Source organism: Pseudoduganella sp. S-14 (assembly GCF_049913285.1).
Lineage (GTDB): Bacteria > Pseudomonadota > Gammaproteobacteria > Burkholderiales > Burkholderiaceae_D > Rugamonas.
In genome coordinates this window covers 3,935,572-3,956,001 of sequence record NZ_CP183991.1, presented here as the reverse complement: position 1 = coordinate 3,956,001, position 20,430 = coordinate 3,935,572, and the positions used below count along the sequence as shown (strand labels likewise).

The 20,430-nt window shown below is 60.4% G+C and carries 19 protein-coding genes and 2 tRNA genes; 16 read left to right on the top strand and 5 right to left on the bottom strand.

The window, feature by feature from the left end:
• Positions 1–5 precede the first annotated feature (5 nt).
• From ACN9MZ_RS17990 to ACN9MZ_RS17980, 3 genes are read left to right on the top strand one after another with little or no spacing between them, the layout of a single operon-like run.
• Entirely contained in the window at positions 6–887 is an 882-nt protein-coding gene (locus ACN9MZ_RS17990; protein ID WP_426338328.1) for an alpha/beta fold hydrolase, read from the top strand.
• A 9-nt stretch (positions 888–896) separates the two neighbouring features.
• Positions 897–1,244: a RidA family protein gene (locus tag ACN9MZ_RS17985; protein WP_426338327.1), complete on the top strand. Its 348-nt coding sequence runs from the start codon at positions 897–899 to the stop codon at positions 1,242–1,244.
• 19 nt (positions 1,245–1,263) lie between these two features.
• A complete protein-coding gene (locus ACN9MZ_RS17980) occupies positions 1,264–3,513 on the top strand; it encodes a RelA/SpoT family protein (protein ID WP_426338326.1) in 2,250 nt (749 codons plus the stop codon).
• A gap of 71 nt (positions 3,514–3,584) precedes the next feature.
• Here ACN9MZ_RS17980 and ACN9MZ_RS17975 read toward each other — a convergent pair whose 3' ends face one another.
• On the bottom strand, positions 3,585–4,433 hold the full coding sequence (locus ACN9MZ_RS17975) for a LysR family transcriptional regulator (protein ID WP_426338325.1): 849 nt from the start codon (positions 4,431–4,433) through the stop codon (positions 3,585–3,587).
• Between the two features lie 97 nt (positions 4,434–4,530).
• Between ACN9MZ_RS17975 and ACN9MZ_RS17970 the strand changes: the two genes are divergently transcribed.
• On the top strand, positions 4,531–5,010 hold the full coding sequence (locus tag ACN9MZ_RS17970) for a lipocalin-like domain-containing protein (RefSeq protein WP_426338324.1): 480 nt from the start codon (positions 4,531–4,533) through the stop codon (positions 5,008–5,010).
• Here the strand turns inward: ACN9MZ_RS17970 and pepA are convergent.
• Entirely contained in the window at positions 5,002–5,841 is an 840-nt protein-coding gene (gene pepA, locus ACN9MZ_RS17965) for a flocculation-associated PEP-CTERM protein PepA (protein ID WP_426338323.1), read from the bottom strand. The genes ACN9MZ_RS17970 and pepA overlap by 9 nt on opposite strands.
• A gap of 118 nt (positions 5,842–5,959) precedes the next feature.
• Positions 5,960–6,868, bottom strand: a complete 909-nt coding sequence (locus tag ACN9MZ_RS17960; protein WP_426338322.1) for a cation diffusion facilitator family transporter — start codon at positions 6,866–6,868, stop codon at positions 5,960–5,962.
• Between the two features lie 79 nt (positions 6,869–6,947).
• On the opposite strand from ACN9MZ_RS17960, the gene ACN9MZ_RS17955 reads away from it, so the two are divergent.
• The 12 genes from ACN9MZ_RS17955 to ACN9MZ_RS17900 all read left to right on the top strand — a co-directional run bounded on the left by ACN9MZ_RS17955 (position 6,948) and on the right by ACN9MZ_RS17900 (position 17,635).
• Positions 6,948–7,024, top strand: a tRNA-Val gene (locus ACN9MZ_RS17955).
• Positions 7,025–7,058: 34 nt separating this feature from the next.
• A tRNA-Val gene (locus ACN9MZ_RS17950) sits at positions 7,059–7,135 on the top strand.
• 182 nt (positions 7,136–7,317) lie between these two features.
• The gene (thrS, locus tag ACN9MZ_RS17945) at positions 7,318–9,225 is read left to right on the top strand and encodes a threonine--tRNA ligase (RefSeq protein ID WP_426342924.1); all 1,908 of its coding nucleotides are present in this window, start codon (positions 7,318–7,320) and stop codon (positions 9,223–9,225) included.
• A 36-nt stretch (positions 9,226–9,261) separates the two neighbouring features.
• Positions 9,262–9,801: a translation initiation factor IF-3 gene (gene infC, locus ACN9MZ_RS17940; RefSeq protein WP_426338321.1), complete on the top strand. Its 540-nt coding sequence runs from the start codon at positions 9,262–9,264 to the stop codon at positions 9,799–9,801.
• Positions 9,802–10,072: 271 nt separating this feature from the next.
• Complete coding sequence (rpmI, locus tag ACN9MZ_RS17935) at positions 10,073–10,270, top strand: 50S ribosomal protein L35 (RefSeq protein WP_057262756.1); 198 nt, start codon at positions 10,073–10,075, stop codon at positions 10,268–10,270.
• A gap of 26 nt (positions 10,271–10,296) precedes the next feature.
• A complete protein-coding gene (gene rplT / locus ACN9MZ_RS17930; protein ID WP_028101213.1) occupies positions 10,297–10,656 on the top strand; it encodes a 50S ribosomal protein L20 in 360 nt (119 codons plus the stop codon).
• A gap of 99 nt (positions 10,657–10,755) precedes the next feature.
• Complete coding sequence (gene pheS / locus ACN9MZ_RS17925; protein WP_426338320.1) at positions 10,756–11,772, top strand: phenylalanine--tRNA ligase subunit alpha; 1,017 nt, start codon at positions 10,756–10,758, stop codon at positions 11,770–11,772.
• A gap of 134 nt (positions 11,773–11,906) precedes the next feature.
• A complete protein-coding gene (gene pheT / locus ACN9MZ_RS17920; protein ID WP_426338319.1) occupies positions 11,907–14,333 on the top strand; it encodes a phenylalanine--tRNA ligase subunit beta in 2,427 nt (808 codons plus the stop codon).
• Positions 14,334–14,470: 137 nt separating this feature from the next.
• Positions 14,471–14,818 carry an integration host factor subunit alpha gene (locus tag ACN9MZ_RS17915; protein ID WP_055925271.1) on the top strand — a complete coding sequence of 116 codons (348 nt, stop codon included), beginning with the start codon at positions 14,471–14,473 and terminating at the stop codon, positions 14,816–14,818.
• A gap of 17 nt (positions 14,819–14,835) precedes the next feature.
• The gene (locus ACN9MZ_RS17910) at positions 14,836–15,234 is read left to right on the top strand and encodes a MerR family transcriptional regulator (protein WP_426338318.1); all 399 of its coding nucleotides are present in this window, start codon (positions 14,836–14,838) and stop codon (positions 15,232–15,234) included.
• A gap of 154 nt (positions 15,235–15,388) precedes the next feature.
• Positions 15,389–16,021: a response regulator gene (locus ACN9MZ_RS17905; protein ID WP_028101218.1), complete on the top strand. Its 633-nt coding sequence runs from the start codon at positions 15,389–15,391 to the stop codon at positions 16,019–16,021.
• 81 nt (positions 16,022–16,102) lie between these two features.
• Positions 16,103–17,635, top strand: coding sequence for a CHASE3 domain-containing protein (locus ACN9MZ_RS17900; protein ID WP_426338317.1), 1,533 nt, complete (start codon positions 16,103–16,105; stop codon positions 17,633–17,635).
• Here the strand turns inward: ACN9MZ_RS17900 and ACN9MZ_RS17895 are convergent.
• On the bottom strand, positions 17,538–18,347 hold the full coding sequence (locus tag ACN9MZ_RS17895; RefSeq protein ID WP_426161983.1) for a Crp/Fnr family transcriptional regulator: 810 nt from the start codon (positions 18,345–18,347) through the stop codon (positions 17,538–17,540). The genes ACN9MZ_RS17900 and ACN9MZ_RS17895 overlap by 98 nt on opposite strands.
• A gap of 319 nt (positions 18,348–18,666) precedes the next feature.
• Positions 18,667–20,343 carry a methyl-accepting chemotaxis protein gene (locus ACN9MZ_RS17890; RefSeq protein WP_426338316.1) on the bottom strand — a complete coding sequence of 559 codons (1,677 nt, stop codon included), beginning with the start codon at positions 20,341–20,343 and terminating at the stop codon, positions 18,667–18,669.
• Positions 20,344–20,430: the final 87 nt, after the last annotated feature.

Sequence of the window (20,430 nt, the reverse complement as noted above, 5' to 3'; positions counted from 1 at the left end):
ACCGAATGCCAGAAGCGAAAATCAAGTCCGTTCAGTGTTTCTCCATGTCTGGCCTGCACCAGATGGCATACAAGGAATGGGGCGAGGAAGACAACCCGAATGTGCTGGTTTGCGTGCACGGCGTGACCCGGGTTTCGGACGACTTCGACAATCTTGCACAGTCACTGTGCAAGGAATACCGTGTGGTTTGCCCCGACGTGGTGGGCCGCGGCCGTTCCGGCAGCCTGGTAAACCCCCAACTGTACCGCCTTCCCCAGTATGTCAGCGATATGGTGACCTTGCTGGCGCGCGTGCTGGCCAATGGCGAGCGCCAGAGCGTGGACTGGTTCGGCACTTCGATGGGCGGCCTGATCGGCATGGGCCTGGCTTCGCTGCCGGACAGCCCGGTCAGCAAGCTGGTATTGAACGATATCGGCCCCACATTGGACTCGCTGGCGATCCAGCGCATCGGCGACTATATTGCGCAGGACGTGCGCTTCCCAACCTTCAAGGCGGGCGCCGAATTCGTGAAGATGGTGTCGACCACGTTCGGCGAACACACCGAGGCGGAATGGCACAAGCTGGCCGCCGACGTGCTGCGCCAGGATAAGGACGGCTCGTGGGTACGCCACTACGATATGGGCCTGGCCTTGCCGTTCCAGTCGGTGACGCCGGAATCGGCCCGGGCCGATGAGGCGATGCTGTGGGCTGCCTACGATGCGATCCGCTGCCCGACCTTGCTGGTGCGCGGCGCCAACTCCGACCTGCTGTCGCGCGAAACGGCGCAAGCGATGACGCAGCGCGGCCCGAAAGCCAAACTGGTGGAGATCCCGAATGTCGGCCATGCGCCGACCTTCCTGCATGACGACCAGATCGCGATTGCGAAAGATTTTTTGTTGAACCACTAAGAGAGAAGCATGGAAATCAAACGTTTTCACGTAGGTAAGCGCATGTCCGAAATCGCCGTCCACAACGGCACTGTCTACCTGGCCGGCCAGATTGCTGAGAAGGGTGGCGACATCAAGGCGCAGACCGCCGAAGTGCTGGGCCATATCGACCGCCTGCTGGGCGAAGCCGGCAGCGACAAGGCGCACATCCTGCGCGCCCAGATCTACATCACCGACCTGGCCAACTTCGCCGCCATGAACGAAGTGTGGGAAGCCTGGGTGGTGGAAGGCAATACGCCGCCGCGCGCGACTGTCCAGGCGCACCTGGCAAACCCCGACTGGCTGGTCGAAATCGTGGTGACCGCCGCCCAAAAGTAAAGTTGCAAAGGTTTTCGTAATGGTTTCAATCGCGGCTCTCAACAGCGCAACGACGGACCAGTTGGTACAAGGCTTGTCCGCCGACGATGGAGCGCGCGTGCTGGCTGCGCTCGACCACGCCAGCCAGGCGTACAGCGGCCGTATCACAGGCCATGGGCAAGATGCCCTGGAATTCGCCATTGGGGTGGCCAGCACACTGGCGATCCTGCGCACCGATGCGGAAACCCGCATCGCGGCACTGATGTTCGAGCTGACCCTGCTCGACGCCGATACCGCCCCTTCCATCGAGCCGCGCTACGGCAAGGAAGTCAATGACCTGGTCGCTGGCGTGCGCCAGTTGATCCGGCTGCGCGAGCTCACGCTGGCGTCTTCCGGCAGTGCCGCCCGCACCAAGACTGCGGCGCAGCAGGCTGTCGCCCAGGTCGAGTCGCTGCGCAAGATGCTGCTGGCCATGGCCACCGATATGCGCGTGGTGCTGGTGCGGCTGGCCTCCTGCTGCACCACCTTGCGCTATTTCTCCGACATCAAGCGCTTCGACGAAGTAACGCGCGCTTACGGCCGCGAGACCCTGGACCTTTACGCGCCGCTGGCAAACCGCCTCGGCATCTGGCAGATCAAGTGGGAGCTGGAGGACCTGTCGTTCCGCTTCATCGAGCCGGAGACCTACAAGCGCATTGCGAAGATGCTGGAAGAGAAGCGCATGGCGCGCGAGAGCTTCGTCACGTCTTCCATTGCGCGCCTGCAGTCCGAGCTGGCATCTGCCGGCATCAAGGCCGAGGTATTCGGCCGGCCCAAGCACATCTACTCCATCTGGAGCAAGATGAAGGGCAAGGACCTGGACTTCTCCGAGCTGTACGATGTGCGTGCCTTCCGCGTGATCGTTGACGACGTGAAGACCTGCTATACGGTGCTCGGCGTGGTCCACAATATCTGGACCCCGATCCCGAAAGAATTCGACGATTACATTTCCCGTCCCAAGCCGAACGGCTACCAGTCGCTGCACACGGTGGTGACGGCGGACGACGGCCGCCCCCTCGAAGTGCAGATCCGCACCCAGGAAATGCACAACTTCGCAGAATACGGCGTGGCGGCGCACTGGCGCTACAAGGAGGAGGGCGGTTCCAACTTCAAAGGGCAGCAGTACGACGAAAAGATCGCCTGGCTGCGCCAGCTCCTGGCCTGGAAAACCGAGGTGGCCGATGCTGTGGTCAATAATGAGGACCAGCAGCGCGAGTGGGTGGAAAAACTCAAGTCCACCACGCTGGACGACCGCATCTTCGTGCTGACGCCGCAGGCGCGCGTGATCGAGCTGCCGGTCGGCGCCACGCCGATCGACTTTGCCTACCATTTGCATAGCGATGTCGGCCACCGCTGCCGCGGTGCCCGCGTCGACGGACAGATGGTGCCGCTGAATACGCCATTAAAAAGTGGACAAACTTGCGAAGTCATTACCGCCAAGGGAGCGCCCGGCACGGCCGGGCCGTCGCGCGACTGGCTGAGTCCAGGCTACACGGTATCGAATCGCACCCGCACCAAGGTGCGAGCATGGTTCCACGCCATCGACATTCAGGAAACGGTTGCCAATGGCCGCAGCCTGGTCGAGAAATCGCTGCAGCGTGAAGGCAAGACGGCCGTCAACCTGGAAACGCTGGCGCAAAAGCTGGGCTTTGGCAAAGTGGACGACCTGTTCCTCGCCGTGGGCAAGGATGAGTTTTCACTGCGGCATGTCGAGGCCGCTTTGCGCGATCCTGCCGAGGTCGAAGAGGATGAAATTGACCAGGTCGCAGTTAACAAGAGCCGCAATTCAAGCGTGGAATCGGGCGCAAAATCCGGCGTATTGGTGGTTGGCACCGATGGCTTGATGACGCAATTGGCCAAATGCTGCAAACCGGCGCCGCCAGATCCAATTGTCGGTTTTGTCACGCGCGGCAAAGGCGTGTCAATTCACCGCGCCTCCTGCAAAAATTTCGCTGAAATGCGCGCCAAAGCGCCTGAGCGCGTCATCGTTACGGAATGGGGTGCGGCCCGCTCCGATACGGTATTTCCGGTCGATTTATTTGTTTTGGCCGCTGACCGCCAGGGCTTATTGCGCGACATTTCCGAGATTTTCTCGCGCGAGAAAATCAACGTCACCGGCGTGAATACCCAATCCGCAAAAGGCCAGGCGCGCATGACCTTCACCGTTGAAATCGGCGCCACCAGCCAGCTGCAAAAAGCCTTGGCCGCAATCAGCGAGGTCACCGGCATCCTCGAAGCGCGCCGCGCCTGAGGGAAGGCGACTGTCTTCCCTCTTTGCGCTCGGCAGCAACGTGCCAGACCTTGGCGCATTGCTGCCAGATGCTAGCGCGTAGCGCTATTGAACAGCCCTGCCAGCAGGTCAGCAGTCCGACGCACCCGCGGCGATTTGCGAACGTCGTCGTGAATCACCATCCAAAGTTCGCGCTGGACCGGGCAGTTAATATTTGGGATGATCAGGCCGCAGGCAAGATAATCGGGCAGCACTGCCATACCGGCACCAAAGCGTACTGCTGCCGCAATTGAATTCAGGTCGTTGCTGCTAAAAGCATACGGGCGACCGGCGGCAAATGCATCCAGCCATTCCTGCTGAGGTGTTTCAGCCAGGCTTTCGTCGTAGCCAATGAATTCCCATTCCTCCGCACTGCGCGAGACGAGATATTCCGGCGTCGCGCACAGATAATATTTGATCATTGCAACCATCCGTACCGCCAAATCAGGCGCTTGCGGCCGTCGAAAACGGATTGCAATATCCGCCTCGCGCCGCGATAAATCCACCCGCACCGGTTCCGCGCCCAATTCAATTCGAATTCCCGCCAGTTGTGCGTGCAATTCGGCCAGTCGCGGCGCAATCAAGTGGGAAGCAATGGCAGGTGGTGCAGAAATGCGTACCGTGCCATGCTCGTCGCCGGCGCCAGCTGCCTGCCTCAGCAGGCACTGGATCTCCTCTTCGACGCGCCGCGCCTGAGGGAGCAGGGCTTCGCCCGCAGCCGTCAAAGACCATCCGCGCGCGAAGCGGTCGAACAGTCGCACACCCAGAATGCCCTCCAGCGCCTCGATGCGGCGCGAAACGGTTGTGTGCTCGACGCCAAGCGAACGCGCGGCCGCAGACAACGAGCCAGACGAGGTGGTGGCCAGGAAGTATCGGAAGTCATTCCAGTCAGGGGTATCCATCGGTGCAATTATGCACAGGTAACGCGAAGTTTTTGCAATTTTGCTGCGCCGGCAAGATCGCTATCCTTTTCGCACTTGCAACGACTGGAGGTTTTCAATGAAGAAACTTGTATTGGCCGCATTTGCGCTGTGCAATGCGGCGACCGCCGCCGACGTCCCCGTTACCGCGGCTGGCCTGGCCGGTTCCTGGGAGCTGGTAGGCGCCTACCGGGAACATCGCGATGGCAGCCGGAGCGACGATTACGGCGTCAGGCCGCGTGGGAGGCTGAACGTGGCGGGCGATGGGCATTACGCGCTGCAGATCTATCACGCCGAAAGGCCACCGTTTGCCGGCGATTTCCGCGCGGCCGAGGCGGCCGAATACAGGCGTCTACTGCTCACCATGAGCGCCCATTTCGGCAGTATCTCCGTGGAGCAGGACAGGCTGGTCTTCCGCATCGCCGCCGCCTCGAATCCTCAGTGGGATGGATCGGTGCAGCGGCGCGCGTTCCAGTTGCAGGGCGACGTCCTTGAATGGCGCGTGCCGCCACGCCCCGATGGGGACGTGCCGATCTCTGTCTGGCGGCGATTACCTTGATGTGCGTCGGCGCTGTGTAAGGCGCGGCGACGCGCGCAGGGCCATCAGGCCCAGCGCGAGCAGGGATAGCGAACCTGGTTCCGGAATGCCGTTGAAGTCCTGGATTCCGCTGATGGACGAAATTGCGACGACGCGTGCGTCGGCGCAATTGGCGGTATCACACAAGATGCCCAGGCTCGTATTGTTGGATGCGCTGAAGGCGGCGGAGTAGAACGGCACCGGGTCGATGAAGTAAGCTTTGCCTTCGTCGGTCAGCGTCCAGCCGAAATTGAGGTTGACGAACGCCCCGCCCAGCTCATTCAGCCCGCCGACGCCACGCCTGACTGCATTGCTGGAATGTGCCAGCTTGTATTGCTGGCCGAACGTATCGACCCAGCCATCCGTCGCCAGGGTGGCAGCGTGGTAGATATTGTCGGCGCCCGGATCGCCATACATGTCAAAGTCGAATTTGGTGATCTGGCAGCCGACGCCATGGCCGAGCAAGGAATTGCAATGGAATGTGGTCTGGAACGTGCCGTACAAGCCATAGTCGAGGTTGGCGCGGCTTCTTGCCGCAGAGACCGGCATGCCGTTGTCGGAAAAGCTGTCAAACGTTACATAGCCTTTTGACACGTACGTAGCCCCCGCGCCAGGAGCGAGCAGGGGATTGCCGGAATAGGTGATGCGGTGTGACGAAACGCCGTTGATTGCCGTTGCGCGAAACGTCTGGCCACCGTTCGTCAGGGCGCCGCCATTCGAGTTCGGATTGATCAGGAAGGCTGGCGAGGAACTGGCATTTGTCAGCGCCAGCGCCAGGGCTGCGGCTGCCCCGAGTTTTGGAAGAATTTTCATTGTGACCTCCGGGATGGATGAGGAAATGGCCGAGTGGCCAATGTCCAGATGAGCATCATTTGTGCCCGGAGTGTCGTACTTGTTGCAGCGGCGCCGGCGTTAAATGCGCCGACGTCGTTCATTCGACCTGCGGTTCTGCCTGGAGCGTGATGTGATCGATCCCGTGCTTTGCCAGCAGCATGGCTTTGACGTTGTGCAGGATTTGCGGCCACGCCTGCAGATCGTTGATTTCGAGGTGGCCGATCAGGGCAGGCTGGCCTGGCGACATCTCCCACACGTGCAAATCGTGCACCGAAAGCACACCAGGCACCTCGGCCAGGTCGGCTCCGATCTGTGCGTAATCGGCGCTGTCAGGCACACCTTCCATGAGGTGATGGAAAGATTCGCGGAGCACGCCGATAGTTGATTTGAGAATCAGCAGCGATACCAGCAGCGAGAGGATCGGGTCGATCTGCATCCAGCCGGTTGCCATGATCACGCCGCCGGCGACCAGGGCGGCGACAGAGCCAAGCAAGTCGCCCAGCACGTGCACCAGGGCGGCGCGGGTATTCATGCTTTCCTTGTCGCGCGACAGGCTCCAGGCGACGAGCACGTTGACTGCAAGGCCGATGGCGGCGACGACCAGCACAGTGCCGCCTTGCACCGGCACTGGCGATGCGAAGCGCTGCACTGCTTCAAACACAATCCAGCCAACGACCAGCAGCATTGCCAGTCCATTCACGAAGGCAGCGAGCGCCTCGGCGCGGCCGAAACCGAAAGAGTAGCGCGCAGAAGGGCGGCGCTTGGCAATCAGTTGCGCCAGCAAGGCCAGGCCTAGCGCCGCGGCGTCGGTCACCATATGGCCCGCATCGGAAATCAGGGCCAGCGAATTGGCCATGAAGCCAGCCACCACTTCGACCACGGCAAAGCCTAAAGTCAGTGCCAGTGCGGCTGCCAGTGCTGCCTGGCTGCGATGTTCGTTGAAGTGGGCGTGTTGGGCGTCGCCGTCCAAATGGGCGTGGAGGTGCGTGGAATCGTGGTTTTGCATAGGCTCTGAATATAGCAGCAATGTTTTCGTCGGAAAACACTTGTCACAGAGGGAAGTGCTCTCTATAATGCTGGCTCTCGGGCGGTTAGTTCAGCTGGTTAGAATACTTGGTCGACATCCAAGGGGTCGGGGATTCGAATTCCTCACCGCCCACCAGAACATTTTTATGTAGTACCATTGCAAAAGACACGGGCGGTTAGTTCAGCTGGTTAGAATACTTGGTCGACATCCAAGGGGTCGGGGATTCGAATTCCTCACCGCCCACCAGACATTTTGTAAGAGCGAGAAAGGCACACCGGTTATGACACCGCGAACTACCATCAAGGTTGGTGAGTGACGCTAGTCGATCGGCTTTCTTTTGCTTGTTCAATTGAAGAAAAACGCGGCTAGCCCGCGTTTTTTTTTCGTCCATTTTTCCCAGTATTACCTTTTTCTTCCGGAGATCCATGATGGTTTCAATCCGACTGCCCGACGGTTCCGTCCGCCAATTCGATGCACCCCTGACCGTGGCGCAGGTTGCGTCCAACATCAGCACCAGCCTGGGCAAAGCGGCCCTGGCGGGCAAGGTTGATGGCAAGGTCGTTGATACTTCTTTCCTGATTGAAAAGGACTCCGACGTCGCCATCGTGACCGAAAAGGATCCGGAAGGCCTGGAAGTCATTCGTCACTCGACCGCGCACTTGCTGGCTTACGCCGTGAAGGAGCTGTTCCCTGATGCGCAAGTCACCATCGGACCGGTCATCGAAAACGGCTTCTATTACGACTTCTCCTACAAGCGCCCGTTCACCCCGGACGACCTGGTGGCGATCGAGAAGAAGATGGCTGAACTGGCGAAGAAGGACGAGCAGGTGACCCGCAAGGTCTTGCCGCGCGACGAAGCCGTGGCTTACTTCAAGTCCATCAACGAACACTACAAGGCCGAGATCATCGCTTCGATCCCGTCCAATGAAGATGTGTCGCTGTACACCGAAGGCAATTTCACCGACCTGTGCCGCGGCCCGCACGTGCCATCGACCGGCAAGCTGAAAGTCTTCAAGCTGATGAAGCTGGCCGGCGCTTACTGGCGCGGCGATAGCAAGAATGAGATGCTGCAGCGTGTGTACGGCACTGCCTGGACCAGGAAGGAAGACCAGGAACAATACCTGTTCCAGCTGGAAGAGGCGGAAAAGCGCGACCACCGCAAGCTGGGCAAGCAACTGGACTTCTTCCACTTCCAGGATGAGGCGCCGGGCCTGGTGTTCTGGCATCCGAAAGGCTGGACCATCTGGCAGCAAGTGGAGCAGTACATGCGCCGCAAGTACCAGGAAAACGGCTACCAGGAAGTGAAAGCGCCGCAGATCCTGGACGCTTCGCTGTGGGGCAAGACCGGCCACTGGGAAAACTACCGCGAAAACATGTTCGTGACCGAGTCTGAAAACCGTTCCTACGCGCTGAAGCCGATGAACTGCCCGGGTCATGTGCAGATCTTCAACAGCGACCTGCGTTCCTACCGCGACCTGCCGCTGCGCTACGGTGAATTCGGTCAGTGCCACCGCAACGAGCCGTCCGGTGCGCTGCACGGCATCATGCGCGTGCGCGGCTTTACCCAGGACGACGGCCATATCTTCTGCACCAACGAACAGATCGAGCCGGAAGTGGTGGCTTTCCACCAGCAGGCGATGGAAGTCTATAAAGATTTCCATTTCGAGAACATCGACGTCAAGCTGGCGCTGCGCCCTGACAACCGCATTGGCGACGACGAAGTGTGGGATAAAGCTGAAGAAGCGCTGCGCTCCGGCCTGCGCGCTTGCGGCGTGACCTGGACCGAGCTGCCAGGCGAGGGTGCCTTCTATGGTCCGAAGATCGAGTACCACCTGAAGGATTCGCTGGGCCGCCCATGGCAGGTCGGCACCATGCAGGTCGATTTCTTCATGCCAGGCCGCCTGGGGGCGGAATATGTTGCGGATGACAACACCCGCAAGACCCCGGTCATGCTGCATCGTGCAATCGTGGGCTCGCTCGAGCGCTTCATCGGCATCCTGATCGAGAACTACGCCGGCGCGCTGCCGATGTGGCTTGCTCCTCAGCAAGTATCCATTCTGAACATCAGCGACGCCCAGGCCGATTACTGCAAGGCGCTTGAATCCAGGCTGCGCAAGCTGGGCTTCCGCGTTGCTGCTGATTTGCGCAACGAGAAGATTACGTATAAAATCCGCGAACATTCCGTCCAAAAAGTGCCTTTCATTCTCGTGGTGGGCGACAAAGAACGGGATGCCAATACCGTGGCCGTGCGTGCGCGGGGCAATGTCGATCTGGGCGTCATGTCGATCGAAGCCCTGGTGGAGCGACTTCAAAACGACGTCGATACCAAAGCCTAATGCGGGGAGCCCCGCAACCGGCCCACTAAATTAACATTGAAGGAAACTACAATAGCTACTGACAAGTCTGCCCATCGCATCAATGGCGAGATCACCCACCCCGAAATGCGTCTGTCGGGCGTGGACAACGAACCGCTGGGCATCGTAAGCCTGGCCGAAGCCTTCCGCCTGGCGGAAGAGGCCGATGTCGACCTGGTCGAGATCGCGCCGAACGCGAATCCTCCAGTCTGCCGACTGATGGATTACGGTAAGTTCAAGTATTCGGAACAGAAGAAGGCGCACGAAGCCAAGTTGAAGCAGAAGGTAATCTCGGTGAAGGAAGTCAAATTCCGTCCGGGCACCGACGATGGCGACTACAACATCAAGCTGCGCAACCTGATCAAGTTCCTGGAAGACGGTGACAAGACCAAGATCACCCTGCGTTTCCGCGGCCGTGAAATGGCCCACCAGGATATCGGCATGCGCATGCTCGAGCGTCTGAAAGCTGACCTGGAGCCGCATGGCCAGGTCGAGCAGTTCCCTAAGATGGAAGGCCGCCAGATGATCATGGTGCTGGCGCCGAAGAAGAAGAAGTAAAACCGGTAAGCCAGGGTCTGACCCAAGGGTCAGGCCCTGTCTGCTCAACGGCCGCGGGGGTTGGTTGTGGGTTTTTTGACTTTCGCAATAAGTCAAAGGCCCAGAACCAATCCCGCGGCCGTTGCTTATACCGGGTCTGACCCTTGACTCAGACCCCGGTTTACCGGTTTCAAGAAAACCTGTGCTATACTCCCGGGTTCCCGTGAGAGTAGGCACCAAAAGTGCAGCGAAGGGCTGCCACCTACAATCCGGTCGTTATTGGAGCATTCACATGCCAAAAATGAAAACCAAGAGCTCCGCGAAAAAACGTTTTCGCGTGCGCCCAGGTGGCACCGTTAAGTCGGGCATGGCTTTCAAACGCCACATCCTGACCAAGAAGACCACCAAAAACAAGCGTCAACTGCGTGGCACCCGTAACATCAATGCGTCGGACGTGACTAGCGTTCTGCGTATGATGCCATCCGCTTAATCTCACTCGTTATTTAAGGAGCTACTATGCCTCGAGTAAAACGTGGGGTTACCGCGCGTGCCCGTCATAAGAAAGTACTGAACCTGGCCAAGGGTTACCGCGGTCGTCGCAGCAAAGTATTCCGTATTGCCAAGCAAGCAGTGATGCGCGCTGGCCAGTACGCATACCGCGACCGTCGTAACAAGAAGCGCGTCTTCCGCGCCCTGTGGATCACCCGTATCAACGCGGCTGCCCGCGAACACGGCGTGACCTACAGCGTGTTCATGAACGGTCTGAAGAAGGCCGCTATTGAACTGGACCGTAAGGTCCTGGCTGATATGGCTGTGATGGACAAGCCTGCATTTGCAGCGATTGTCAACGTCGTCAAAGCCAAGATCGCTGCTTAATTGCCAGTGATGTGTGCTGCCTTCGGGCGGCGCTCATAAGAAGCGGGACATGGCTTAGCTATGTCCCGTTTTTAGTTTCCAAAACAGGAAAAACGTCGGATGAACTCGCTCGAACAACTCGTCGTCTCCGCGCAGGCTGACTTCCTCGCCGCCGCAGACGCTGCCGCACTTGAAAACGCCAAAGCCAAGTACCTTGGCAAGACAGGCCAGATCACCGAAATGATGAAGGGCCTGGGCAAGCTCGACCCTGAAGAGAAAAAGGCGCAGGGCGCCCTGATTAACGCCGCCAAGGTGCAGATCGAAGCCGCGCTGACCGCGCGCCGTGATGCGCTGGCGGAGGCGCAATTGCAACTGCGCCTGAATGCCGAAGCGATCGACGTATCGCTGCCAGGCCGCGGCCGTTCCAAAGGCGGCATCCATCCTGTGATGCGCACCTGGGAACGCGTGGAAGAGATCTTCCGCTCGATCGGCTTCGACGTCGCTGCGGGCCCTGAAATCGAAACCGACTGGACCAACTTCACCGCACTGAATTCGCCTGAAAACCATCCGGCGCGTTCGATGCAGGATACCTTCTACGTTGAAGGCAACGACAGCACCGGCAAGCCGCTGCTGCTGCGCACCCATACTTCGCCGATGCAGGTGCGCTATGCCCGCAACAACAAGCCGCCGATCAAGGTGATCGCGCCGGGCCGCACCTATCGCGTCGACTCGGATGCGACCCACTCGCCGATGTTCCACCAGGTCGAGGGCCTGTGGATTGCGGAAGACATTTCCTTCGCTGACCTGAAGGGCGTGTACCTGAATTTCGTTAAGGCTTTCTTTGAGACCGATGACCTGCAAGTGCGCTTCCGTCCTTCGTATTTCCCGTTCACGGAGCCGTCGGCGGAGATCGACATCGCTTTCGGCAGCGGTCCACTGAAGGGGCGCTGGCTGGAGGTTTCCGGCTCCGGCCAGGTGCATCCGAATGTGGTGCGCAACTTCGGGCTCGATCCGGAGAAGTACATCGGCTTCGCGTTCGGCTCCGGCCTTGAGCGCCTGACCATGCTGCGCTATGGCGTCAATGACCTGCGCCTGTTCTACGAAGGCGACTTGCGCTTCCTGAAGCAGTTCAACTAAAACCCGGCAAAACAGGGTCAGACCCAAGGGGCCGACCCTCCTTATGCCGAAGCCGCGGACTGCGGAACAGACAGGGTCGGACCCTTGGGTCTGACCCAGGTTTACCGGTTCTAAAAGATACGAAAGAGCTGACTATGCAATTCTCTGAAAACTGGCTGCGCACCATGGTCGATCCGAAGATGACTTCGGATGAACTGGCACACATGCTGACCATGTCCGGCCTCGAAGTGGAAGACATCGATCCTGTCGCGCCGCCATTCACCAACGTGGTGGTGGGCCATGTGCGCGAAACCGCCAAGCACCCGAACGCCGACCGCCTGAACGTCTGCCAGGTCGACGTAGGCACCGGCACCTTGCTGAACATCGTCTGCGGCGCGCCGAACGTGCGCCCGGGCCTGAAGGTGGCATGCGCCATGGCCGGCGCCGTGCTGCCGCCTGGCGCCGACGGCAAGCCGTTCGAAATCAAGGTTGGCCAGCTGCGCGGCGTTGAGTCGCAAGGCATGCTGTGCTCCGCACGCGAACTGAAGCTGTCGGAAGATCACGGTGGCCTGATCGAGCTGCCGGACGACGCGCCGATCGGCCAGAACATCCGCGACTACTTTGCGCTGAACGACCTGAAATTCACCATCAAGCTGACCCCGAACAAGGCGGACTGCCTGTCCGTGCTGGGCGTGGCGCGTGAAGTGGCGGCGCTGACCGACTCGCAACTGAACCTGCCGCAGAACCGCGTCGTGCCGGTCACGCTGGACGAAAAGCTGGCGGTGAAGATCAGCGCACCGGACCTGTGCGGCCGTTTCGCCGGCCGCGTGATTCGCGGCCTGAACGCCAAAGCCGAAACTCCGGCCTGGATGAAGCAGCGCCTGGAGCGCAGCGGCCAGCGTCCGGTGTCGGCACTGGTCGACATTTCCAACTACGTGATGCTGGAAATGGGCCGTCCTTCGCACGTGTTCGACCTGGACAAGATCCACGGTTCGCTGGACGTCCGCTGGGGCAAGAAGGGCGAGCAGATCAAGCTCCTGAACGGCAACACCATTGAAGTCGATGAATGGGTGGGCGTGATCGCCGACGACAAGGAACTGGAGTCGCTGGCCGGCATCATGGGCGGCGACGCTACCGCCGTGTCGGACGATACAACCAACATCTACCTGGAAGCGGCTTTCTGGTGGCCGAACGCCATCCAGGGCCGCGCCCGCAAGTACAACTTCTCGACCGATGCGGCGCACCGCTTCGAGCGCGGCGTGGACTTCGCATCGATCCCCGAGCACCTGGAGCGCATTACCGCGCTGCTGGTGGAAATCTGCGGCACGCCTGACACCAAGGTCGGCGCCATCGACGACCAGGTCGTCAACCTGCCGCAGCGCGCCCCGGTGCAGATGCGCACCGCCCGCGCCGCGAAGGTGATTGGCGTAGCGCTGAACGACGCGATGGTTGCCGATATTTTCACGCGGCTGGGCCTCGCGTTCACGCTGGCAGACGGTGTATTCAGCGTCACTTCGCCGTCCTACCGTTTCGACATCGAAATCGAAGAGGACCTGATCGAAGAAGTGGCCCGCGTGTACGGCTTCGAGAACATCCCGACCCGGCCGCCAATCGCCGCAAACGAGATGCGCATCGCACCGGAAGACACCCGTTCGATCTTTGCCGTGCGCCACCAGCTGGCCGACCTGGGTTATCAGGAAGTGGTCAACATGAGCTTCGTGGAAGCGCAGTGGGAGCTGGACTTCAACGGCAACGACAGCCCGATCAAGCTGCAGAATCCGATCGCGTCCCAGATGTCGGTGATGCGTTCGTCGCTGATCGGCAGCCTGGTGGCGAACGTGCGCTACAACGTCAACCGCAAGCAGCCGCGCGTGCGCCTGTTCGAGGTTGGCGCCATCTTCAAGCGCGACGCTTCCGTGCAGGACGGCCCTCTGACCGTAGCCGGCTACGACCAGCCGCAGCGCGTCGCTGCCATGGCCTACGGCCCGGCAGCCGACGAGCAGTGGGGGCAGAAAGCGCGCGACGTGGACTTCTTCGACGTCAAGGCTGACCTGGAAGCCCTGTTCGCGCCGCGCCAACTGCGCTTTGCGAAGCTGGCCCACCCGGCCCTGCACCCGGGCCGGGCCGCTGCGGTGGAACTGGACGGCAAGGTGATCGGCTTTATCGGCGAATTGCATCCGCGCTGGCTGCAAAAGTACGACCTGCCGAAGGCGCCAGTGTTGTTCGAAGTCGATGCCGTTGCGTTGCAGCAACGCCGCGTGCCAGAATACGAAGAGATTTCGAAATTCCCAGGCACCACGCGCGACGTCGCCCTGGTGGTAAAACAAGCCGTTCCGGTGCAGGACCTGCTTGACGCCTTCAATGGCGCCGTGGCGGCGCATGCTCAAGGGCGCATTGTGCAAGCCATTGTTTTGTTTGATGAATATCGCGGCCAAGGCCTGGAAAGCGACGAAAAATCGCTTGCTTTCCGCTTTAGCTTGCAAGATACTCAAAACACCCTGCAGGATGATGTCGTGGACGAGCTGATGAAGACGCTGACCGCCCATGTGGTCCTGGCACACGGTGCAAAACTGCGGGCTTGATTTAACAATTCAGTATGACCAGCGAGTCCGGCACTGCCGGACTCATGTACTTTAAAAGGCAGGGCAGCAAAATTAACAACAACGACGTCGATTCCGCCGTACTTGAATCCGCATTGGACGCCGAGTTGCACAGCGCGATGCAGAACGCCAAGGTACGCCAGGAAGCTGAAAAAGATTTGCCTACGCTGACCAAGGCTGAACTGGCCGAACTTCTGTTCGAACAGGTAGGCCTGAACAAGCGCGAGGCCAAGGACATGGTCGAAACCTTCTTTGACGAGATCCGCAACGCGCTGGAACGGGGCGAGGCGGTGAAGCTGTCCGGTTTCGGCAACTTCCAGCTGCGCGACAAGCCGCAGCGTCCGGGCCGCAATCCGAAAACCGGCGAGGAAATCCCGATCACGGCGCGCCGTGTGGTGACCTTCCACGCCAGCCAGAAGCTGAAAGGCATGGTCGAAGACAGCGCCGGTACGGCGCGCGCATCCTGAATCCCATAGGTGCGTGAATGAACGACCGACCTGGCAAGGCAGACCTGGTAGTGTTGCCGCCGATTCCGGCGAAACGCTATTTCACCATTGGCGAGGTCAGTGAACTGTGCGGCGTGAAGCCGCATGTGCTGCGCTATTGGGAACAGGAATTCACCCAGCTGAAACCGGTCAAACGGCGCGGCAACCGCCGCTATTACCAGCATCATGAAGTGCTGCTGATCCGCCGCATCCGCGAGCTGCTGTACGAGCAGGGCTTCACCATTTCCGGTGCGCGCAACAAGCTCGATAGCCGGGCTGCCGATTCGGCCCAAGGCGAGTATGATGAAACTCTTGGCTTGGCACGCGAAGCGCCGCCGCTGGACCGCGAGATGCTGCGCAGCGAGCTGCAAGGCATCCTCGAGCTACTAAAGTTGTAAGCAGCTGTAGCAGGGGCGCTTAGGCGTCCTTTTTTTCGGTTAGACTCGGCTAAACCGTTAAACCATTGGTGCTACAATATTAACGTTATGATTTTGCTAGTGATATTGCAGACGCTGGCTCCGTTCCCAAGCTAGGAATTCAAGAGGGAAGACAATGATTCGCGTAGCCATCTGTGACGACCACCAGATTGTACGGGCGGGTTTCAAGCAAATCTTTTCGTCGTCGGACGAATTCAGCGTAGTCGCTGAAGGCAGCACCGGGCGTGAAGCGCTCGACATCGCACGCAAGGAAGTGTGCGACGTGCTGCTGCTTGACATCGCCATGCCGGACCAGAGCGGTATCGATACTCTGCGCACCATCCGCCAGGGCCAGCCGGACTTGCCGGTGCTGATCCTGTCCGGCTATCCAGCCCAGCAATATGCGCTCAACCTGTTCAAGATGGGCGCCAACGGGTACCTGAACAAGGAATGCGAGGCGGAGGAACTGATCAACGCCGTGCGCACCGTGCACCAGGGCCGCCGCTATGTCAGCTCGCAAGTGGGCGAACTGCTGGCGCAAAGCTTTGACCGCGATCCGAACACAGCCCTGCATACGGAGCTGTCGGACCGCGAATTCCAGGTGTTCCTGCGCCTGGCACGCGGCGCCACCGTGTCCGACATCGGCACGGCACTTTCGCTGAGCATCAAGACCGTTAGTACGTATCGCACGCGCATTATGGAGAAGATGGGCTTGCAGTCGAATAGTGACTTGACGTACTACGCAATGAAGAACAATTTGCTGGATTGATACGTCTGGTTACACTTTCGCGCTGCTGCACAATTAGCTTTCCGTGCGGCAGCATCTTGCTGCGGGTCTATAATGGGGAAAATGTACTTCACCATCGAACCAGCGCCCCGGCACCGGCTGCCGCTGTACAAAACGCTACTGTGCGTCACCTGTGCGCTGATCCTGATCGTCAACGGTTTCAGCCTTTTCCATAACCTGCAATCGCTGAAGGGCGCCAATGAACAGCTGGCGCTCAGCTCGCGCGTGGCTGAGCGGCTGCAATACCTGAACGTGCTGGTGCTCGACGCCGACAGCAGCGCGCGCGGCTATTTCATTTCCGGCAAGGAAGCCTACCTGGGGCCGACGCGCTCGGTCATCACCGAGTCAGAACAGCAGTTCCGCGAGCTGGAGAAGCTGCTGGCGAACAATCCGATCCAATTAAAAAACCTGCAGCAATTGCAGGTCTTGGTGCGCAAGCGCATCGCCATCCTGACCCAGGCCATCGAAGTCTACAAGCATGGCGGGCTGGACGATATCGTCAATATAGCCAGGGTCAGCGACGAGCGCAGCGGCATGGATGAAATCCGCCTGCAAGTGGTGATCATGGTGCGCGAGCAGGGCGAAGCCATGTCGGCCCGCGCCGCCAGCTTCTACCAGGAATACCAGAAGGCCGTGGTGATGGGCGCCGGCATCAATGCCATCGCGATCGTGGTGCTGGTGATGTTCTACCAGCTGGTGCGGCGCAGTTTCGTACACCGGGCAGCGGTGGAGCACGCGCTGCAATTGTCAAACGAAAGCCTGGAATCGATGGTGCAGCAGCGTACCGAGCAGCTATCGGTGTTGTCGCGCCACCTGATTTCGATCAGCGAAGAAGAGAAGATGCGGCTGTCGCGCGAACTGCACGATGAGATGGGCGCCAACCTAACCTCGATCAGCATGGATATCGCGGCGGTCGCGCACCAGCTGCAGAAGACCAATCCTGAGCTGGCGGCCCAGCTGCGCCGTGCGCGCGGCACCCTGGTCGATACGGTGGAACTGAAGCGGCGCATCATCGAGGACTTGCGCCCGAGCCTGCTCGACAACCTCGGCCTGTGCGCGGCGATCGACAGCTACTGCGAAGACTTCACGCGCATGGCCAATATCCCGTGCGAGACCGAAATCGGCCCCGATATTGACGCCGTTGCCAAAGCCGGCGACAGCAGCCTGTCGATTGCCTTGTTCCGTATCGTGCAGGAGTCGCTGACCAATATCCGCAAATACGCCAAGGCAGGCCATGTCAGCGTCTCGCTCAAGCTGCAGCGCGACGACATGCTGGTACTGCGCATCATCGATGACGGGATCGGGATTGCCGCTCCAACGCTGGCCAAGCCGATGTCGCACGGCTTGCTGGGGATGCGGGAGCGGGCTTTGTTGCTGGGTGGGATCTTGAATATCCGCCGTGGGCGGGGTGACAGGGGAACCTGCATCGAGGTCTATATTCCCCTGAAGGGCCGGGGCAAGCGTCCTGTTGGCGCCGTGCCCGCGGCCATGCTGCATCCTAGCAGCACGCTACATCAGCGAGCAGGCGATCATATTCAATCTTCGCCACCTTATAGCACTCGCCCGCATAACGTTCCAGACCTTCACGATCAATGACGGTGATGTTGCCGCGGCGGTAGGTGATCATGCCGTCTTCCTGCAGCTTGCCGGCTGCGGCGGTGATCGATTCGCGGCGCACACCCAGCATGATGGAAATCATTTCCTGGGTCACCTTCAATTCGTTGCTTGGGGAGCGGTCCAGGCGGTCCAGCAGCCAGCGGCACAATTTCTGCTCGATCGAGCTGTGGCGGCCGCCAACCGCGTTCTGGGCCATCTGTGCGAACAGTGCCGCGTTGTAGCGCATCAGCAGCTGGGGCAGGGCGCCGCCCTGGTTGAAGGCGTCGCGCAGGGCTTGCGCTTTCAAGCGGTAGCCGTAGCCGGCGCTTTGCACCACGGCGGTGCTCATGGCGCGCTCACCGGCAAACATCGACACGCCCACCACGCCTTCGTGGCCGACCACGGCGATCTCGGTGGTCGCGCCGTCTTCCATCACGTACAGCAGGGACAGGATGGCGGTCGTCGGGAAGTAGACGTATTCCAGTTTGCTGCCGAATTCAAACAATTCCTTACCGAAAGGCAGTTGCACCAGCTCCAGGTGCTCGAACAAGGACTCCAGTGCTTCACGAGGGAGGGCTGCCAGCAATTCATTTTGCTGGGCGCCGCTGTAGCTGACAACCGGCCGGGACGCAACTTTGAACTCCGTCGAACCAATCGGCATGGCTTGCGACAGCGAGTTCTTGGCAGAGACGCTAAGTTGAGTGTTGTTCATTTTATCCTCACAGAACTAAAGTACACGGTATTGCAGTCGGCATTCTTAGGAGAGCTGCTTGCCGATCGCGTTGGTAATACTTTAATTTTCTATGTGAGAGATGAACATAAGACCTGTTACCTCCGTCATGTAGGCTGGCAACATGGCAGTTTGTCAGGCTAGTCCTACAACATTGTAATTTTGGCTGGCGCACTGTTGAAAATCCTGCTTGCAGGGCCGAGGCGGAACTGGCCAAGGGCTTCATTCAGGATGGCAGTTTCCGCATGGACACGGCTGGCGCTGTCCGATGCCTGGACCACCAGGGCGGCATTCTGCCGGGTCATGTCGTCAATACGGTGCAGCGCGCCGTTGATGCGCGCGATCTCGCTGCGCTGACCCGCTTCGGCTTCTGTAATCCGGGTAATAACCTGCTCCATGCTGCGCACGGAAGCCACAACCTGTCGCGGCCATGGTTTCCGGCCCGGGCCGCTTCCACGGCGGCGTTCAGCGCCAGGATATTGGTCTGGAAAGCTATGCCGTCGATAACGCCGATAATGTCGGCAATGCGATCCGAACTGCTGCGAATTGCGGTCATTGTGTCGACTGCGGCGCCGACGCTGGCGCCGCCCCGCAGGGCTACGCCGGCCGCCTGCTGCCCCAGTTGGCGGCCGCTGTCGGCGTGGGCGCTGTTGCGGCGCACGGCGGCGTCGAGCTCTTCCATGGCAGTGACGGTGACGTGCAGGGCTTCAGCCTGGGTGCTGGTAGAACCGTGCAGTGCCGTGCTGCCGCTGGCCAGTTCATCGGCGGCGCTGGCAATGCGCGCGGCGCCGCTGCGAATATCGGCGACCAGGCGCTCCAGTGCTGCCGTCATGCCACTGAAGGCGTTTGCCAGCCCGCCGATTTCGTCTTGCGCCGGGGAGCCGATGCGAACGCTAAGGTCGCCCGCCGCGGCGGCGCGCACGGCATGGTTCAGTTGACGGATGTCGCGCGTGAAGCAGGCATAGAAGCCGGCGCCCAGCCACGCAGCGAGTGCGATGGAGAGCAGGACCACGGTGCCGACGGCGTTGCGGCGCAGCCGGTCTTGCGCAGCGCGCTCGGCCAGCAAAAGTTGCAGCGCATCGGCGCTGCTGCCGGACAGCGCGTGTAAAGCCGCGGCCGCTTGCAGGCCGGCGGCATTGAAGTCCTTGCCGCTGCTCTGGTTGTAGGAGTTCAGCACCTCATTGCGGGCGCGTTCGAGGAAGGCGAGGGCGCCCGGCACGGCCGCCAGCCGCGGCTGCAGCGCCGGCGCCAGGCCAGGATTGTTGGCCAGGATGCCCTGGTATTGGCCCGGCAGGCGCTCGAGTTCATGGCGCGCCAGCATCGCGGTCGCATTCAGCGTCTGGTCTTCATTGGCTTCGAACAGGCCGCTGTCGATGTAGGCGGCGCCGCGGCCGGTAATCACGGACAGGTTTTCCGCCAGCTCCGGCAGGCTCTTGAGGAAGGCGGCAACCAGGTAGGCGCTGCGTACTTCGGGGTCGAGCGACAGGCGTGAGCGGTCTGCTGCCTGGGCGGCGAGGGCATCGGCCAGCGCGATCAGCCTGCTGTGCGCAGCAAAGCTGGCACGTGCATCCAGGCTGGCCTGGCGCCGCTGCAGTTGCTGCCAGCCCTGTTCCAGCTCAGGCTGTGCGGGCAGGCCGGACAGCGTGCCGATGGCAAGCGGGCGCAGGCCCTGCAGCGCGGACGTGGCGGCCTGTCCCGCGGCGCCTATCGCGCGCGCGCCATCTAGCTGCCTGGCTGCCAGGCGCAGGTGTTCCAGGTTGCGCTTTTCCTGCAGGCGGCGGCGCAGCTCGTGCAATTGGCGGATATAAGCCAGGCCCTGGCGCTCCTGGATGGTGAAGGACACCGATTTATGCAATTCGGCCACCAGCAGGCCCGAGGCAAGCAGCAGCGGCAGCAGGAAAACCAGGCAGACGAGGGCGAACTTGGGCAACAGTCGCAGCCGCTGCATGAGGGCGATGGCGGGGCGGAGCAAGATCATGAGCGGGCTTTGAGTGAGATTTTTTGCGGCGCGATAATGATGCAAGGCAATTGTTACCTCGTGATGAATCGGGGCATAATGCGCGGT

Coding starts and splice junctions, on each gene's coding strand:
- ACN9MZ_RS17990 (WP_426338328.1), top strand. CDS start 6: ATGCCAGAAGCGAAAATCAAGTCCGTTCAGTGTTTCTCCATGTCTGGC.
- ACN9MZ_RS17985 (WP_426338327.1), top strand. CDS start 897: ATGGAAATCAAACGTTTTCACGTAGGTAAGCGCATGTCCGAAATCGCC.
- ACN9MZ_RS17980 (WP_426338326.1), top strand. CDS start 1,264: ATGGTTTCAATCGCGGCTCTCAACAGCGCAACGACGGACCAGTTGGTA.
- ACN9MZ_RS17975 (WP_426338325.1), bottom strand. CDS start 4,433: ATGGATACCCCTGACTGGAATGACTTCCGATACTTCCTGGCCACCACC.
- ACN9MZ_RS17970 (WP_426338324.1), top strand. CDS start 4,531: ATGAAGAAACTTGTATTGGCCGCATTTGCGCTGTGCAATGCGGCGACC.
- pepA (WP_426338323.1), bottom strand. CDS start 5,841: ATGAAAATTCTTCCAAAACTCGGGGCAGCCGCAGCCCTGGCGCTGGCG.
- ACN9MZ_RS17960 (WP_426338322.1), bottom strand. CDS start 6,868: ATGCAAAACCACGATTCCACGCACCTCCACGCCCATTTGGACGGCGAC.
- thrS (WP_426342924.1), top strand. CDS start 7,318: ATGGTTTCAATCCGACTGCCCGACGGTTCCGTCCGCCAATTCGATGCA.
- rpmI (WP_057262756.1), top strand. CDS start 10,073: ATGCCAAAAATGAAAACCAAGAGCTCCGCGAAAAAACGTTTTCGCGTG.
- rplT (WP_028101213.1), top strand. CDS start 10,297: ATGCCTCGAGTAAAACGTGGGGTTACCGCGCGTGCCCGTCATAAGAAA.
- pheS (WP_426338320.1), top strand. CDS start 10,756: ATGAACTCGCTCGAACAACTCGTCGTCTCCGCGCAGGCTGACTTCCTC.
- pheT (WP_426338319.1), top strand. CDS start 11,907: ATGCAATTCTCTGAAAACTGGCTGCGCACCATGGTCGATCCGAAGATG.
- ACN9MZ_RS17915 (WP_055925271.1), top strand. CDS start 14,471: ATGCAGAACGCCAAGGTACGCCAGGAAGCTGAAAAAGATTTGCCTACG.
- ACN9MZ_RS17910 (WP_426338318.1), top strand. CDS start 14,836: ATGAACGACCGACCTGGCAAGGCAGACCTGGTAGTGTTGCCGCCGATT.
- ACN9MZ_RS17905 (WP_028101218.1), top strand. CDS start 15,389: ATGATTCGCGTAGCCATCTGTGACGACCACCAGATTGTACGGGCGGGT.
- ACN9MZ_RS17900 (WP_426338317.1), top strand. CDS start 16,103: ATGTACTTCACCATCGAACCAGCGCCCCGGCACCGGCTGCCGCTGTAC.
- ACN9MZ_RS17895 (WP_426161983.1), bottom strand. CDS start 18,347: ATGAACAACACTCAACTTAGCGTCTCTGCCAAGAACTCGCTGTCGCAA.
- ACN9MZ_RS17890 (WP_426338316.1), bottom strand. CDS start 20,343: ATGATCTTGCTCCGCCCCGCCATCGCCCTCATGCAGCGGCTGCGACTG.